Here is a 12,429-nt window from a genome sequence, read left to right as displayed (position 1 = left end):
GCGACCTGTCCGCGGGCCGACCCTGCAGGAGTGAACCCAGCGATGTCCCTTCCCGAACCGTTGACCGTGTGGCAGCGGATCCGGCACACCCTGCTCCGGCGCCGCCGGACGTCCGGGTTCTGGTTCGGTCTGGCGATCGAGGTGATCTGGCCGTTCGTGATGTGGGGCACCCGGTTCGGCTGGCGGGGCGGCGAGCACCTGCCGCGCACCGGCGGGGCCCTGCTGGTCGGCAACCACGTCTCGTTCTCCGACCCGATCTTCGACATCGCGTTCGGGGTCGCGCACGGCCGGATGCCGCGGTTCATGGCGAAGTCCGAGCTGTGGTCGGTGCCGGTGGTGAAGTGGGTGCTCGCGGGCGGGAGGCACATCCCGGTGTACCGGGCGTCGAAGCGGGCGGGGGAGTCGTTCGCCGGCGCGATCGACGCGCTGTCCGCGGGCGAGCTCGTCGCCGTCTATCCGGAGGGCACCTACACGGCGGACCCGGCCGGCTGGCCGATGCGGCCGAAGAACGGCGTCGCCCGGATCGCACTCAAGTCCGGTGCGCCGGTCTACCCGATCGCGAACTGGGGCAGCCAGACCGCGCTGCCCGCCGAGGGCAGGCCCAGGCTCTGGCCGAAGCAGCGGGTCAGCGTCGTGCTCGGCCCGGAGATCGACATCTCGGAGTTCCGGGACAAGCCGCTCACGCGCACGACGATGGACGCCTGCACCCGGAAGATCATGGACGAGGTCACGGCGCTGCTCGCCGACCTGCGCGGGGAGACGCCGCCCGTCGAGCCGTTCGACCCGGACGCGGCCACGGGCGCGTCTCCCGGCACGACCGTCGCCGACGCCCCTGCCGAGGAGCGCCCGGCGAGCTGACGGACCGGCCCGCGCCGCACGTCCGGCATCGTCGCCGGTATCGTCCAGGCATGAAAGCAACCATCGACGGTGCCGGACGGCTGGTCATCCCGAAGCAGCTTCGCGACCGGTTGGGTCTCGTTCCCGGAGAGGTCGACGTCGAGGCGGACGGAGCCGACCTACGGGTGCGCCCGGCGGCCGACGACTCGCTGGACGAGCAGGACGGGTGGTTGCTGATCCCGGCGTCGGGATCGTCGATCACCGACGACGACGTGCAGGCACTGCGTGACGCCGACCAGCGCTGACGGCCCGGAGCTCCTCGTCGACACCAGCGTCGCCGTCGCTCTCAGCACGGCGGACCACGACGCTCGCGCGGCCTGCCGTGTCGTCGTCGAGGGCCGACGCATCGGACTGGCCGGCCATGCCGCCTTCGAGACGTTCTCCGTGCTCACCCGGCTTCCGCCACCGAGTCGTCGTACGGCGGCAGCGGTCACCCGCCTCCTCGGAGCGAACTTCCCGCACACGGTCTTCCTCGACCCGGATCGCGCCGCGTCGTTGCTGGAGCGGCTCCCCGCGGCCGGACTGTCCGGCGGATCGGTGTACGACGCCCTCGTCGGAGCGGCGGCCGTCCAGGCCGGCGTCCCGCTCGTCAGCCGGGACCGCCGCGCCCTCGGCACCTACCGTGCGCTCGAGGTCGACGTCGTCCTCGTCGGCTGACGCGCTCAGATCTCCAGGCCGAGCAGGGCGTTCTCGACGACCTCGGGCAGGGCCGGGTGGATCCAGTACTGCCCGACGGCCATCGTGTGCGCGTCCAGCCCGAACTGCATGGCCTGGATCAGAGGCTGGATCAGCGTGGACGCCTGCGGGCCGATCAGGTGCGCGCCGAGCAGCTTCCCGGTGCCCTTCTCTGCGACGATCTTGCACAGGCCGGTGGTGTCCTCCATCGCCCAGCCGAACGCGACGTCGCCGACGTTCTGCACCTTGACCGTGACGTCCCACCCGGCGTCGCGGGCCCCGGTCTCGGTGAGCCCGACGGAGGCGATCTGCGGGTCGGTGAACACGGCGGCCGGGACGAAGTCGTGGTCGGTCTCGCGCATCGCGTCCGGGTGGGACAGGTTGTGCCCCACGACCTTCGCCTCGTGGTTCGCGACGTGCTTGAGCTGGTGCGGCGAGCTGACGTCGCCGAGCGCCCAGACACCGTCGGCGGACGTGCTGCGCTGGTAGGTGTCGACGGCGACCCGCCCGTCGGTCTCGACGGCGATGCCCGCCCTGTCCAGGTCCATCCGGTCGCCGTTCGGGATCCGGCCGGCCGCGACGAGCAGGGTGCCGGCCTCGATCTCGGCGCCGTCGTCGAGCGTGATCCGGATGTCCCCGGCCGTGCCGGACAGGGACGTGATCTTCCGGCCGAGCCGGACGTCCCAGCGGCGGGCGGCGATCTCGGTGAACCGCTCGGAGATCGTCTCGTCGAGGTGGCGCAGCAGCTTCGGGCTGCGCGCGATCACCGTGACCTCGACACCGAGCGCCGAGAACACGTGCGCGAACTCGGAGGCGATGTAGCCGCCGCCCAGGATCGTCATGCGGTCCGGCAGCGCGTCGATCCGCATCACGGTGTCCGACGTCTCGAACGGCACGCCGGAGTCCGCGACGACCGGCGGCACGAACGGCCGGGAGCCCGCGGCCACGACGACCCGGTCCGCGGTGATCTCCTCGGACCCGGTGCCGTCGACGTTCTCGATCGTCAGTGCCCGCTCGCCGGTGAACCGCGCGTGTCCGAGGTAGACGGTGATGTTCGGGCTCCGGTTCATCCGGTAGTCCTTGCCGCCCTCGGAGATCGGGTCGATCCGCCCGAACACGCGGTCCCGGATGTCGGTCCAGCGGACCTTGTCGATGTTCGCGTCGACGCCGTAGCGGTGCGCCTCGCGCACGGTCTCCGCGACGTCCGAGGCGTAGACGTACATCTTCGTCGGGATGCAGCCGACGTTCAGGCACGTGCCGCCGAAGACGCCGTGCTCGACGAGCGCGACGTCCAGTCCCGCGAAGCGCTCGTCGAGGAACGTGTTGCCGGAGCCGGTGCCGATGACGACGAGATCGTGGTGACGCACGGGTGCGAGGCTAGCCGGGCCGCTGGCGTCGCGTCGGGCGGTCTGGTACCTGTCGCCGGGTGAGTGTGGACACCCGGACCGCGACGGTCCGCCGGAGCTGGGCGCTCGACCTGGACGGCTCGACGTTGTACGCGCTGCTGCGGCTGCGGGTCGACGTGTTCGTCGTCGAGCAGCGCGCCGCCTATCCCGACCTGGACGGTCGTGACCTGGAGGAACGCACCCGGCACTACTGGCTGGCCGACGCCGACGGAGCCGTGCTGGGAACGTTGCGGCTGCTCAAGGAGCCGGACGGTGGCTACCGGATCGGGCGGGTCTGCACCCGGGCCGACGTCCGCGGCCGAGGCCTCGGCGCGCAGCTGATGACCGCCGCGATGGCCGAGGCCGCGTCGAAGCCCTGCGTTCTGGACGCGCAGTCCCGGCAGGTCGGGTTCTACGAGCGCTTCGGGTTCGTGACGGCGGGTGCCGAGTACGTCGACGACGACGGCATCGGACACGTACCGATGTCGCGGACTCCGCTGCGCTGACGTGCGTTCCGCACGCTCCCCTCAGCCGGCCGCGCGCTTGCGCGGGTCCGGCGGGAACGCCCCGGCCTCGACGCACCGCGCCGACCAGCGGTTCAGGCGCTCGATCACCGTGTCGAGGTCGTCGCCGATCGCGGCGACGAGTGCGGCCTGGCTGTCGTCGGTGCGGGCCTCGATGCCGTCGCGGAACCGGCGGCCCTCGTCGGTCAGCGTCGCGTCGGTGTCGGCGCTGGTGATCAGTCCACGCTCGTCGAGCCCGCGTGCGGCGGCGTTCGCGGCCTCCTCCGGCCAGGCGCGCGTGGCGCTGTACTCGCCGAGCGCGTAGTCCACCCACAGCTCGGCCAGTATCCCCATCTCGATCGGGTGCAGCCCGGCCGCGATGCTGACCGCGTTGTGCCCGTCGCCGCGGTGTTCGCGGATCAGGTCGGTGGCGCGCCAGAGCCTGCCGTACGGGTCGCTGAGGGCCGGGCGGGCCTTCAGCGCCGCGAACAGCGGCCGACCGGTGACCGGCACCGCCTCCACGGCCCGCTCCAGGATCGCCGCCGTCTCGGCGACCTCGGCCTCGTCGGCGTACCCGTCGAGCGTCGCGCGCAGGTTCGCGGTCGTCTCGCGGTCGCGCAGCTCCTGGACGGTCGCCTGGTCCGTGATCGACCGGGCCTGGTCCCAGGTGTCGATCACGAACGACGGCTCGAACACGGCGATCGCGGACACGACGAGCCAGCCAGGAGCCGAGTCCCCGAGCACGCCGAGGCGGGTGGCCATGTAGCCGGAGAAGAACGAGTGTCCCTGCGCGTGCAGGGCCTCGCGGGTCCGCTTCGCCCAGATGCCGTGCATGGACAGCGGCTCGTAGGCGTCCCGCAGCCGTCGTGCCGGGGCTCCGTCGGTCACCGGCCGCGGGTCCTTCGTCCCGTCCGGTGCCGGGGCGAAGAACATCTCCACGGCTTCCTCGTGGTCCATGGCAACTCCCTCGTCGCTGTCGTGTCCCCGGGACTGCCGGGACGGATCTGCGGAATACTGCCGCGAGCGGGATCCGGGTGCCGGATGGCGGGAGGAAACGGACGCGATGAACGACGAGCGGCGCGAGAGGTCCGGCACGCCGGCCTACGGACGCGTCGGCCCGGCCGACCCGACGGCGGATCCGGCGACCCACCCCGCGATGCGGGTACCCGGCGAGGACGGGGCGACGGTCGCGGTGCCGGTGTCCGAGCAGCCCACCGTCGCCGTCCCGGCCGGTGACACCGAGACTCCCGGTGACGACAGCCCGACCCGACCCGCCCGCGTCGGACCGCAGCGGTCCCGGATCGGCGGATGGTGGGCGGGGCTGGTGCTGTCCGCCGTCGTCGGCGTCCTGCTGCTGGTGTTCATCCTGCAGAACACGCAGCCGGTGCAGATCACGTTCCTCTGGATGAGCGGCACGTTGCCCACCGGCATCGCGCTGCTGTTCGCCGCGATCGCCGGGATCCTGCTCGTCGCGATCCCGGGGACGTGGCGGATCCTGCAGCTGCGACGTGCGGCGCGGCGCCGGGTCTGATCGGACCCGCGTGGCCGCGACGTCCCGGCGCACGGCGGGCAGGATGCCGCTGCGCCGCCGACGGGCCGACGCGGGTCAGGTCACCGAGCAGCGCGACGCCGACGTCGCCGTCAGCGACCGCGCCGCCGGCCTCCGCCGCGTGGTGTCGAGCCGCCGCCGGACTCGGACATGCGCACGGCTCCGGACCGGGAGCCCTCGCCGCGACCGGACGCGGGCGCCGGCCGCGCGCTCGCGGCGGAACGACCGCGGGAGCCGGAGTCGCGGGCGCCGGAGCCTCCGCGCGACGGGGATGTCCCGCGGGAGCCACCGTCGGAGCCGCGCCGGGCGCCGTCGGAGCGTCCGCCGGCGGAACGGTCCGAGCCGCCACCCCGGCCGCGCTCGCCGGCCGCGCGACCGGTACCGCCGGAGCCGCGGCGGGTGCCGGACGACCGGCCACCACCGGAGCGGCCGCCCGCGGCCGGTTGTGCCGGTGCCTTCGGCGGGTCCACCGGCTCGCCCGACGGCTCCCGCGCACCGGTCACCTCGGCCAGCGCGGGGGAGCCCGGCGCGACCGTCGTGACCGTGGCCGTGACACCCGCCTGGCGGGTCAGGTCGTCGACCTCCCGACGTTGGTCGGGCGTGGCCAGCGTGACCACCACGCCGTCCTCGCCCGCGCGCGCGGTGCGCCCGGCGCGGTGCAGGTAGGCCTTGTGGTCGGCGGGCGGGTCGACGTGCACGACGAGCCCGACGTCGTCGATGTGGATGCCGCGGGCCGCGACGTCCGTCGCGACCAGCACCGGCGCCTCGCCGGACCGGAACCCGTCGAGCGCCCGGTTGCGGGCGTTCTGCGACTTGCCGCCGTGCAGCGGACCGGCCGCGACGCCGCTGCGGCGCAACGTCTTCACCAGCCGGTCGGCGCCGTGCTTGGTGCGCACGAAGAACAGTGTCCGACCGTCCCTGGCGGCGATCTCGGAGACGACCTGAAGGCGGTCGGCGGCGTCCACCTGGAACACGTGGTGGTCCATCGTCTCCACCGGCGCCGCGGCTGAGGCGACGGCGCGGGTGACCGGGTCGGTCAGGTAGCGGGCGACGAGCGCGTCCACGTCGTTGTCCAGTGTGGCCGAGAACAGCAGCCGCTGGCCGTCGCGCGGGGTGAGGTCGAGGATCGCGCGGACCTGGGGCAGGAAGCCCATGTCGGCCATCCGGTCGGCCTCGTCCAGCGCCGTGATCGTGACCTCGGACAGGTCGCAGGTGCCCTGGCCGGTGTGGTCGGTGAGCCGGCCCGGCGTGGCGACCAGCAGGTCGACGCCGCGTCGCAGCTCGGCGACCTGCTTCGTCATCGACAACCCACCGACGACGACGGCCGTGCGGAGCCCGAGTGCGGCGGCGAACGGGGCCAGCGCGTCGACGACCTGGGTGGCGAGCTCGCGTGTCGGGACCAGGACCAGACCGCGCGGCGCCTTCGGACGGGCGCGCTCACCGGCGAGCCGGGACAGGATCGCCAGCCCGAACGCGAGCGTCTTGCCGGAGCCGGTCTGGCCGCGCCCGAGCAGGTCGCGGGCGGCGAGCGTGTCCGGCAGCGTGGCCGCCTGGATCGGGAACGGGGCGGTGAACCCCTCGGCCGCCAGCGCGCGCACGACCGGCTCGGGCAGCCCGAGCTCGGCGAACGTGGGCATCCCGGACGCCGGGACGGTCCAGAGCGGCGGCTCGGGGCGTGCCACCGGCTTCCGCGGTGCGGCGTGGGCGGGTGCGCCGCCTCGTCTGCGGCCACCGCGGGAGGGCCGGTTCCCGGACGAGCGGGCACGGCGGGGTGCAGGGGATGTCAAGTAGACCTCCGTGACGTGGCACGTCGCGCGGAGGGAGGCCTGCCGCGGGGCGGCGGCCGCAGGCTCACGAGGACGGGCCCGGGTGCGGCGCGGCGTCGTCGCCGCGCGCACTCCGAATGTGGGGTGAAGCGTTCGGCCCGGCGGTCGTACGGGGCCGGGCACCCACGATCATCCTACCGCCCGGCCCACGTACGTCGCGGCCCATGGCCCCAGCCGGGCCCGCTCGCGCAGCTCGGCGAGCAGTTCCTCCGGAGCGCTCCCGCCTCCGGACAGGCCCCTGGCGAGGAACCATTCGCCGATCCGGCGGGCGTCGCGAGCCAGGTAGTCCGGCCCCTGCGGGTTGCCGATGACGTCCACGACCTGCGGGAGGTCGATGAGCATCAGCCGTCCACGGTGGACCAGCAGGTTGTAGGCGGAGAGGTCGCCGTGCGCGAGACCGAGGTCGGCCAGTGCCGCGAGCGCGTCGCCGAGCTGGTGCCACAGATCACGCAGCTCGTCCGGCTCCGGACGCAGACCGGCCAGGCGTGGCGCGCCCGTGCCGTCCGGTTCGCCGAGGAACTCCATGGGCACCTCGGTGCCGACCTCGGTCCAGGTGGACCAGCGGTCGCCATCGGGCGGGCCGTCCGGGTCGGGTGCGCCGTCGTCCGGGTCGTGCCGGCCGTCGAGCTCGGTCGGCGCGACGCGACGGCGACGGTGGGCGGGCTCGTCGACGGTCGCGGTGGCTCGACATGAACGTCAGCGCTGTTCCGGCGGGCGTTCACGACCGTCATGTTCACGTCGAGCGTCGGCGGGGCGCTCGTCCTGCCGGGCTCAGGCCGGGAGCACCAGGTCGAGATGGTCGCCGTCGCGCTCGACGGTGTGCCCGGCCCGTCGGGCGATCCGCGCGATCGACGAGGCGTCGGACGGCTCGGCGCGGCTCGTCGCGAGCAGGCGGGCCAGCGCGCCCTTGTGCGTCTTGTTGTGGTGGCTGACCACCGAACGGGTGCCGTCCGGACGTTCGGCCAGCACGTTCACGGTGACCGCCTGCGGGATCCGGCCGAGTGCGGCGTAGGCCCCGGAGCGCAGGTCGACGACGAGCTCGCCGGACGCGATGCGGAACAGCAGCGGGTCGAGCACCGGGCGCCAGAGCGACGTGAGCGACGTCGGTGCTGCGCTGTCCCCACCCCGCGGCCTCCGCCCGCGACCGACCCCGGTGCGGTCCCGGGCCGGGATCTTGGAGTCGGCGGACAGGCGGTAGGCCGGGATCGGGTCGTCGGCCTGCACGAGCCCGAACAGCGCGGACCCGACGGCGAGGCGCGACCGGGCCCGTGCCCGTGTGGCGCGGGTGAACGAGCGGGCGTCCAGGGCGTCGTAGAGCACGCCGGTGTAGCGGTCCAGCGCGGGCATCGTCGGGGCGACCCGCAGGGCGGCGTTGCGCTCGATCTCGTCGTCCTGGCGCTCCGAGATGTCGAGCGCCGCGCGGCTGGCCGGCACGTCGTCGGCCAGCGCCACGACGTCGTCGACGAGTGCGGCGCGGGTGGCGCCCAGCTCGTCGTGGTGGGTGATCTCCTCCAGGCGCAGCGGCGGTCCGTCGCCCCCGGCACGCTTCGTCTCCGACGGCGGCAACAGCACGAGCACGCCCCGGACCCTATCCGGGTCGTTGTGCCCGATCATCGGGCTCGCTACGGTTCCCGGCGTGACCTGCCTCGTCGCTCGACTGCACGTCGACTGCATGCGGATCACGAGCGCCGTCTGTCGCCCCTGTCGATAGACCCCGCGCCCGTCCCGCGTGCCCGCGCCGACCTCTGGCGAGCGCGCGCCGCACCCGCCCGAACGAGGCGGATCCCGTTCCGTGGCCGCAGAGCACCTGCGGCCACCCCCGTGTCGAGGAGCTCTCCACGATGACCGATCCAGACGTAGCAGCGAACTGGTCGTTCGAGACCAAGCAGGTCCACGCCGGTGCGGCGCCGGACCCGACGACGAACGCCCGCGCGACGCCGATCTACCAGACGACGTCGTACGTGTTCCGCGACACCGAGCACGCCGCGAACCTGTTCGGGCTCGCCGAGTTCGGCAACATCTACACGCGGATCATGAACCCGACCCAGGACGTGCTCGAGCAGCGCGTCGCCGCGCTCGAGGGCGGGGCCGCGGCGCTCGCCGTCGCGTCCGGGCAGGCCGCGCAGGCACTGGCGATCCAGAACATCGCCGAGGCGGGCGACCACATCGTCTCCAGCGCGTCGCTCTACGGCGGCACGTACAACCAGTTCCACTACACGTTCCCGAAGATGGGCATCGAGGTCACTTTCGTCGACGACCCCGACAACCTCGAGGAGTGGAAGGCCGCGATCCGGCCGAACACGAAGGCCCTCTACGGCGAGACGCTGGGCAACCCGCGGGGCAACGTCCTGGACATCGCCGGCGTGGCCGGTGTCGCGCACGAGGCGGGCGTCCCGCTGATCGTCGACAACACCGTCCCGACCCCGTACCTGGTGCGCCCGATCGAGCACGGCGCCGACATCGTCGTCCACTCGTTGACGAAGTTCCTGGGCGGGCACGGCACGTCGATCGGCGGCATCATCGTCGACTCCGGGACGTTCGACTGGGTCGCGAACTCCGACAAGTTCCCGGGCCTGACCACACCGGACCCGAGCTACCACGGCGCCGTCTTCACCGACGCCGTCGGCCCGATCGCGTACATCATCAAGGCCCGCGTGCAGCTGCTGCGCGACCTCGGTCCCGCGATCAGCCCGCAGAACGCGTTCCTGATCATCCAGGGCATCGAGACGCTGTCCCTGCGCATCGAGCGGCACAACTCGAACGCGCAGAGCGTGGCCGAGTGGCTGGAGGGTCGCGACGAGGTGGCGAAGGTCCACTACGCGGGCCTGGAGTCCAACCAGTGGCACGAGCTGCAGAAGAAGTACCTGCCGAAGGGCGGCGGCGCGATCGTGGCGTTCGAGCTGGAGGGCGGCTACGACGCCGGCATCAAGTTCGTGAACGCGCTGGAGCTGCACAGCCACCTCGCCAACATCGGTGACGTGCGCAGCCTCGTCATCCACCCGGCGTCGACGACGCACAGCCAGCTCTCCGGCGACGAGCAGGTCGCCAGCGGCGTCACGCCCGGTCTGGTGCGCCTGTCGGTCGGCCTCGAGCACATCGAGGACATCAAGGCCGACCTCGACGCCGGGTTCCGGGCGTCGAAGGGCGCATGATCAGGGTGTGGTGAACGATCTGCAGGGTCCCCCTCCCGTCACCGGTGCGTGGCGGGAGGGGGACGACCCGGGCCGACGGCGGTTCCTCGACCTCCCCTCGTCGTTGAAGCTGGAGGCGGGCGGGGAGCTGCCCGACGTGCGGTTGTCCTACGAGACGTGGGGCTCGCTCGCGCCGGACGGCTCGAACGCGGTGCTGGTGCTGCACGCGCTCACCGGCGACCCGCATCTCGACGGCCCCGCAGGCCCCGGGCACCCGACGGCAGGGTGGTGGCCGGGGCTGATCGGGCCGGGGCTGCCGCTGGACCCGGAGCACTGGTTCGTCGTCGCACCGAACGCCGTCGGCGGCTGCCAGGGCACGACCGGCCCCTCGTCGACGGCCCCGGACGGGCGGGCGTGGGGGAGCCGGTTCCCGCTGGTCACCCCGCGGGACACGGTCACGGCGGAGGTCCACCTGGCGGACGCGCTGGGCATCGACCGGTGGGCCTGTGTGATCGGCGGGTCGATGGGCGCGATGCGGTCGCTGGAGTGGGCGGCCACCGAGCCCGACCGGGTCGGGCGCCTCGCGCTGCTGGCCGGGCCCGCGGCGTCGTCGGCGGACCAGATCGGCTGGGCGAACCCGCAGATCGAGGCCATCCGCTCGGACCCGCACTGGCATGGCGGCGACTACTACGAGGCCTCCGAGGGCCCCCACCGCGGACTCGGCATCGCCCGGCGGATCGCGCACCTGAGCTACCGGTCCGGGTACGAGCTGGCCACCCGGTTCGGCCGTGAGCCGCAGGGCGACGAGGACCCGTTCGACGGCGGTCGCTATGCCGTCGAGTCCTATCTGGACCATCACGCGAACAAGCTCGTGCGCCGGTTCGACGCCGGCTCGTACGTGCGGCTCACCCAGCTGATGAACGCGCACGACGTCGGCCGGGGCCGAGGCGGCGTCGCGGCCGGGCTGGCCAGGGTGCGGGCACGCTGCCTCGTCGCGGGTGTGACGTCCGACCGCCTGTACCCGCTGTCCGAGCAGACCGAGCTGGCCGAGCTGCTGCCGAACGCTGGCGAGCTCGAGGTGATCGACTCGCCCTACGGGCACGACGGCTTCCTCATCGAGACCGGGCGTGTCGCGGCCCTGCTCGCCGACCTCTTGGACCAGCCGGCCCCCTGATCGGCAGCACTGCTCGTCCGATTTGGTCGTTATGAGTTCACCTGTTCAGCCCCACGCCGGGTGCGCTCGGTCACCTTGATTAGCCTTTCAGTACGGCTCCCCAGCTGAAAGGACGATCATGCGAGACCGTCTGGGCTCTCACTCGCCCGAACCAGCGACAACTCCCCTGCCCGCGGTGCGCGCGAGCGCTCCCGCCGCCGCGCGGGTGTCCTGGGTGGACGCGGCCAAGGGCATGTCGATCCTGCTCGTCGTCGTGCACCACATCGTCCTGTTCCTGGTGCCGTACGACCTGGTGCCGCAGCCGGTGTGGGCGGCCGACGTCGCGATCACGTCGCTGCGCATGCCGCTGTTCTTCCTCGCGTCCGGGCTGTTCCTGGCGAAGCCGCTCGCGGGGTCGTGGCGGACGATCCTGCACAAGCGCGTCGCCCTGTTCGCCTACCTCTACGTGCTGTGGACCCTGCTGCTCTACGGCTGGTTCCAGCTCGTCCCCGGCGCCGAGGTGCTGACCCCGATGACCACGACACCGGGGGAGCTGGTGTCCCGGCTGGTGGTCCCCGGATCGTCGAGCTGGTTCCTGTACGCGCTGGCGCTGTTCTCGGTGCTCGCCAAGCTCGTGCGCCGCGTCCCGACCGGTGTGCAGCTGGCCGTCAGCGGGGCGATCAGCGTGTGCGCGAGCTCCGGGCTCGTCGACTTCGGCGGAGAGACCTGGACGCTGATCGCGCGGTGCCTGTTCTTCTTCCTGCTGGGCTGCTACGCCCGCCCGCTCGTCGAGGGCCTCGCGGCGCGGGCCCGCTGGTGGACGGTCGCCCTGGCGGGGCTCGGGTGCATGGTCGTGGCGAGTGCGGACGTGCTGGGCCTGCGGTGGATCCCCGGCGTCGCGTTCGGGTTCAACGTGGCCGCCGTGACGCTCGGCGTCCTGCTCGCCGCGTTGCTGGCCCGCTACCGGCTCGCCCGCCCACTGGTCGCGCTCGGGCAGCACACGCTGCCGGTCTACCTGCTCAACGTCTTCCTGGTCTCGCTGGCCGTCCTCGCCCTGCGCGGCGTGCACCTCCCGGCTGCCGCCCAGTACGCCGCGCCCGTCGTGCTCGCGGTGCTGGTCACCGGTACGGCTCTGCTGCTGCACCGGCTGTTGAACGCCGCCGGGGCGCGAGTGCTGTTCGGCCTGCCGGCCCGGCTGGCGTACCGGCCGGTGCCGGATCACTCCCACGCGCTCCGCCCGTCGCCGTTCCCGCGGCCCGCGGCACCGGGAGCAGCGACGCCCTGAGCTCGCGTGTCACGCTTTCTCAGGG

The 12,429-nt window shown here is 73.1% G+C and carries 13 protein-coding genes; 8 read left to right on the top strand and 5 right to left on the bottom strand.

Translation table 11 applies throughout. The features are described from left to right. Nucleotides 1–42: 42 nt before the first annotated feature. The 3 genes from EV378_RS05910 to EV378_RS05900 are packed head-to-tail and all read left to right on the top strand — an operon-like array spanning nt 43 to nt 1,554. On the top strand, nt 43–858 hold the full coding sequence (locus EV378_RS05910; RefSeq protein ID WP_132421693.1) for a lysophospholipid acyltransferase family protein: 816 nt from the start codon (nt 43–45) through the stop codon (nt 856–858). 50 nt (nt 859–908) lie between these two features. Beyond that, nucleotides 909–1,142 carry an AbrB/MazE/SpoVT family DNA-binding domain-containing protein gene (locus EV378_RS05905; protein ID WP_132421692.1) on the top strand — a complete coding sequence of 78 codons (234 nt, stop codon included), beginning with the start codon at nt 909–911 and terminating at the stop codon, nt 1,140–1,142. Further along, entirely contained in the window at nt 1,123–1,554 is a 432-nt protein-coding gene (locus EV378_RS05900) for a type II toxin-antitoxin system VapC family toxin (protein ID WP_132421691.1), read from the top strand. Before EV378_RS05905 ends, EV378_RS05900 begins: the two co-directional genes overlap by 20 nt. 5 nt (nt 1,555–1,559) lie before the next feature. Here EV378_RS05900 and EV378_RS05895 read toward each other — a convergent pair whose 3' ends face one another. Then, a complete protein-coding gene (locus tag EV378_RS05895) occupies nt 1,560–2,939 on the bottom strand; it encodes a mycothione reductase (RefSeq protein WP_132421690.1) in 1,380 nt (459 codons plus the stop codon). Nucleotides 2,940–2,998: 59 nt separating this feature from the next. On the opposite strand from EV378_RS05895, the gene EV378_RS05890 reads away from it, so the two are divergent. Continuing rightward, nucleotides 2,999–3,463, top strand: coding sequence for a GNAT family N-acetyltransferase (locus tag EV378_RS05890; protein WP_132421689.1), 465 nt, complete (start codon nt 2,999–3,001; stop codon nt 3,461–3,463). A gap of 21 nt (nt 3,464–3,484) precedes the next feature. Here EV378_RS05890 and EV378_RS05885 read toward each other — a convergent pair whose 3' ends face one another. Next, the gene (locus EV378_RS05885) at nt 3,485–4,417 is read right to left on the bottom strand and encodes an SCO6745 family protein (RefSeq protein ID WP_132421688.1); all 933 of its coding nucleotides are present in this window, start codon (nt 4,415–4,417) and stop codon (nt 3,485–3,487) included. Between the two features lie 106 nt (nt 4,418–4,523). Here EV378_RS05885 and EV378_RS05880 point away from each other — a divergent pair, with 106 nt between their 5' ends. Beyond that, entirely contained in the window at nt 4,524–4,991 is a 468-nt protein-coding gene (locus EV378_RS05880) for a LapA family protein (protein ID WP_243653304.1), read from the top strand. A gap of 110 nt (nt 4,992–5,101) precedes the next feature. Here the strand turns inward: EV378_RS05880 and EV378_RS05875 are convergent, their stop codons facing one another. The 3 genes from EV378_RS05875 to yaaA form a co-directional block, all read right to left on the bottom strand. Continuing rightward, nucleotides 5,102–6,646, bottom strand: coding sequence for a DEAD/DEAH box helicase (locus tag EV378_RS05875; protein ID WP_132427475.1), 1,545 nt, complete (start codon nt 6,644–6,646; stop codon nt 5,102–5,104). Between the two features lie 318 nt (nt 6,647–6,964). Then, entirely contained in the window at nt 6,965–7,360 is a 396-nt protein-coding gene (locus EV378_RS05870; protein ID WP_132421687.1) for an RIO1 family regulatory kinase/ATPase domain-containing protein, read from the bottom strand. A gap of 246 nt (nt 7,361–7,606) precedes the next feature. Continuing rightward, nucleotides 7,607–8,413 (bottom strand): peroxide stress protein YaaA, encoded by an 807-nt coding sequence (gene yaaA, locus EV378_RS05865; RefSeq protein WP_132421686.1) that lies wholly within the window; start codon nt 8,411–8,413, stop codon nt 7,607–7,609. A 263-nt stretch (nt 8,414–8,676) separates the two neighbouring features. Here yaaA and EV378_RS05860 point away from each other — a divergent pair, with 263 nt between their 5' ends. The 3 genes from EV378_RS05860 to EV378_RS05850 all read left to right on the top strand — a co-directional run bounded on the left by EV378_RS05860 (nt 8,677) and on the right by EV378_RS05850 (nt 12,404). Beyond that, entirely contained in the window at nt 8,677–9,987 is a 1,311-nt protein-coding gene (locus tag EV378_RS05860) for a bifunctional o-acetylhomoserine/o-acetylserine sulfhydrylase (protein ID WP_132421685.1), read from the top strand. 10 nt (nt 9,988–9,997) lie between these two features. Next, complete coding sequence (gene metX / locus EV378_RS05855) at nt 9,998–11,140, top strand: homoserine O-acetyltransferase MetX (protein ID WP_424511232.1); 1,143 nt, start codon at nt 9,998–10,000, stop codon at nt 11,138–11,140. 175 nt (nt 11,141–11,315) lie between these two features. Then, nucleotides 11,316–12,404: an acyltransferase family protein gene (locus EV378_RS05850; protein ID WP_165922157.1), complete on the top strand. Its 1,089-nt coding sequence runs from the start codon at nt 11,316–11,318 to the stop codon at nt 12,402–12,404. The last annotated feature ends 25 nt before the right edge of the window (nt 12,405–12,429 follow it).

This window comes from Pseudonocardia endophytica (assembly GCF_004339565.1).
Lineage (GTDB): Bacteria > Actinomycetota > Actinomycetes > Mycobacteriales > Pseudonocardiaceae > Pseudonocardia > Pseudonocardia endophytica.
Note: the sequence above shows the minus strand (reverse complement) of the source record. Positions and strands in the feature narration are given on the sequence as shown.

Coding starts and splice junctions, on each gene's coding strand:
- EV378_RS05910 (WP_132421693.1), top strand. CDS start 43: ATGTCCCTTCCCGAACCGTTGACCGTGTGGCAGCGGATCCGGCACACC.
- EV378_RS05905 (WP_132421692.1), top strand. CDS start 909: ATGAAAGCAACCATCGACGGTGCCGGACGGCTGGTCATCCCGAAGCAG.
- EV378_RS05885 (WP_132421688.1), bottom strand. CDS start 4,417: ATGGACCACGAGGAAGCCGTGGAGATGTTCTTCGCCCCGGCACCGGAC.
- EV378_RS05880 (WP_243653304.1), top strand. CDS start 4,524: ATGAACGACGAGCGGCGCGAGAGGTCCGGCACGCCGGCCTACGGACGC.
- EV378_RS05875 (WP_132427475.1), bottom strand. CDS start 6,646: ATGCCCACGTTCGCCGAGCTCGGGCTGCCCGAGCCGGTCGTGCGCGCG.
- EV378_RS05870 (WP_132421687.1), bottom strand. CDS start 7,360: ATGGAGTTCCTCGGCGAACCGGACGGCACGGGCGCGCCACGCCTGGCC.
- EV378_RS05860 (WP_132421685.1), top strand. CDS start 8,677: ATGACCGATCCAGACGTAGCAGCGAACTGGTCGTTCGAGACCAAGCAG.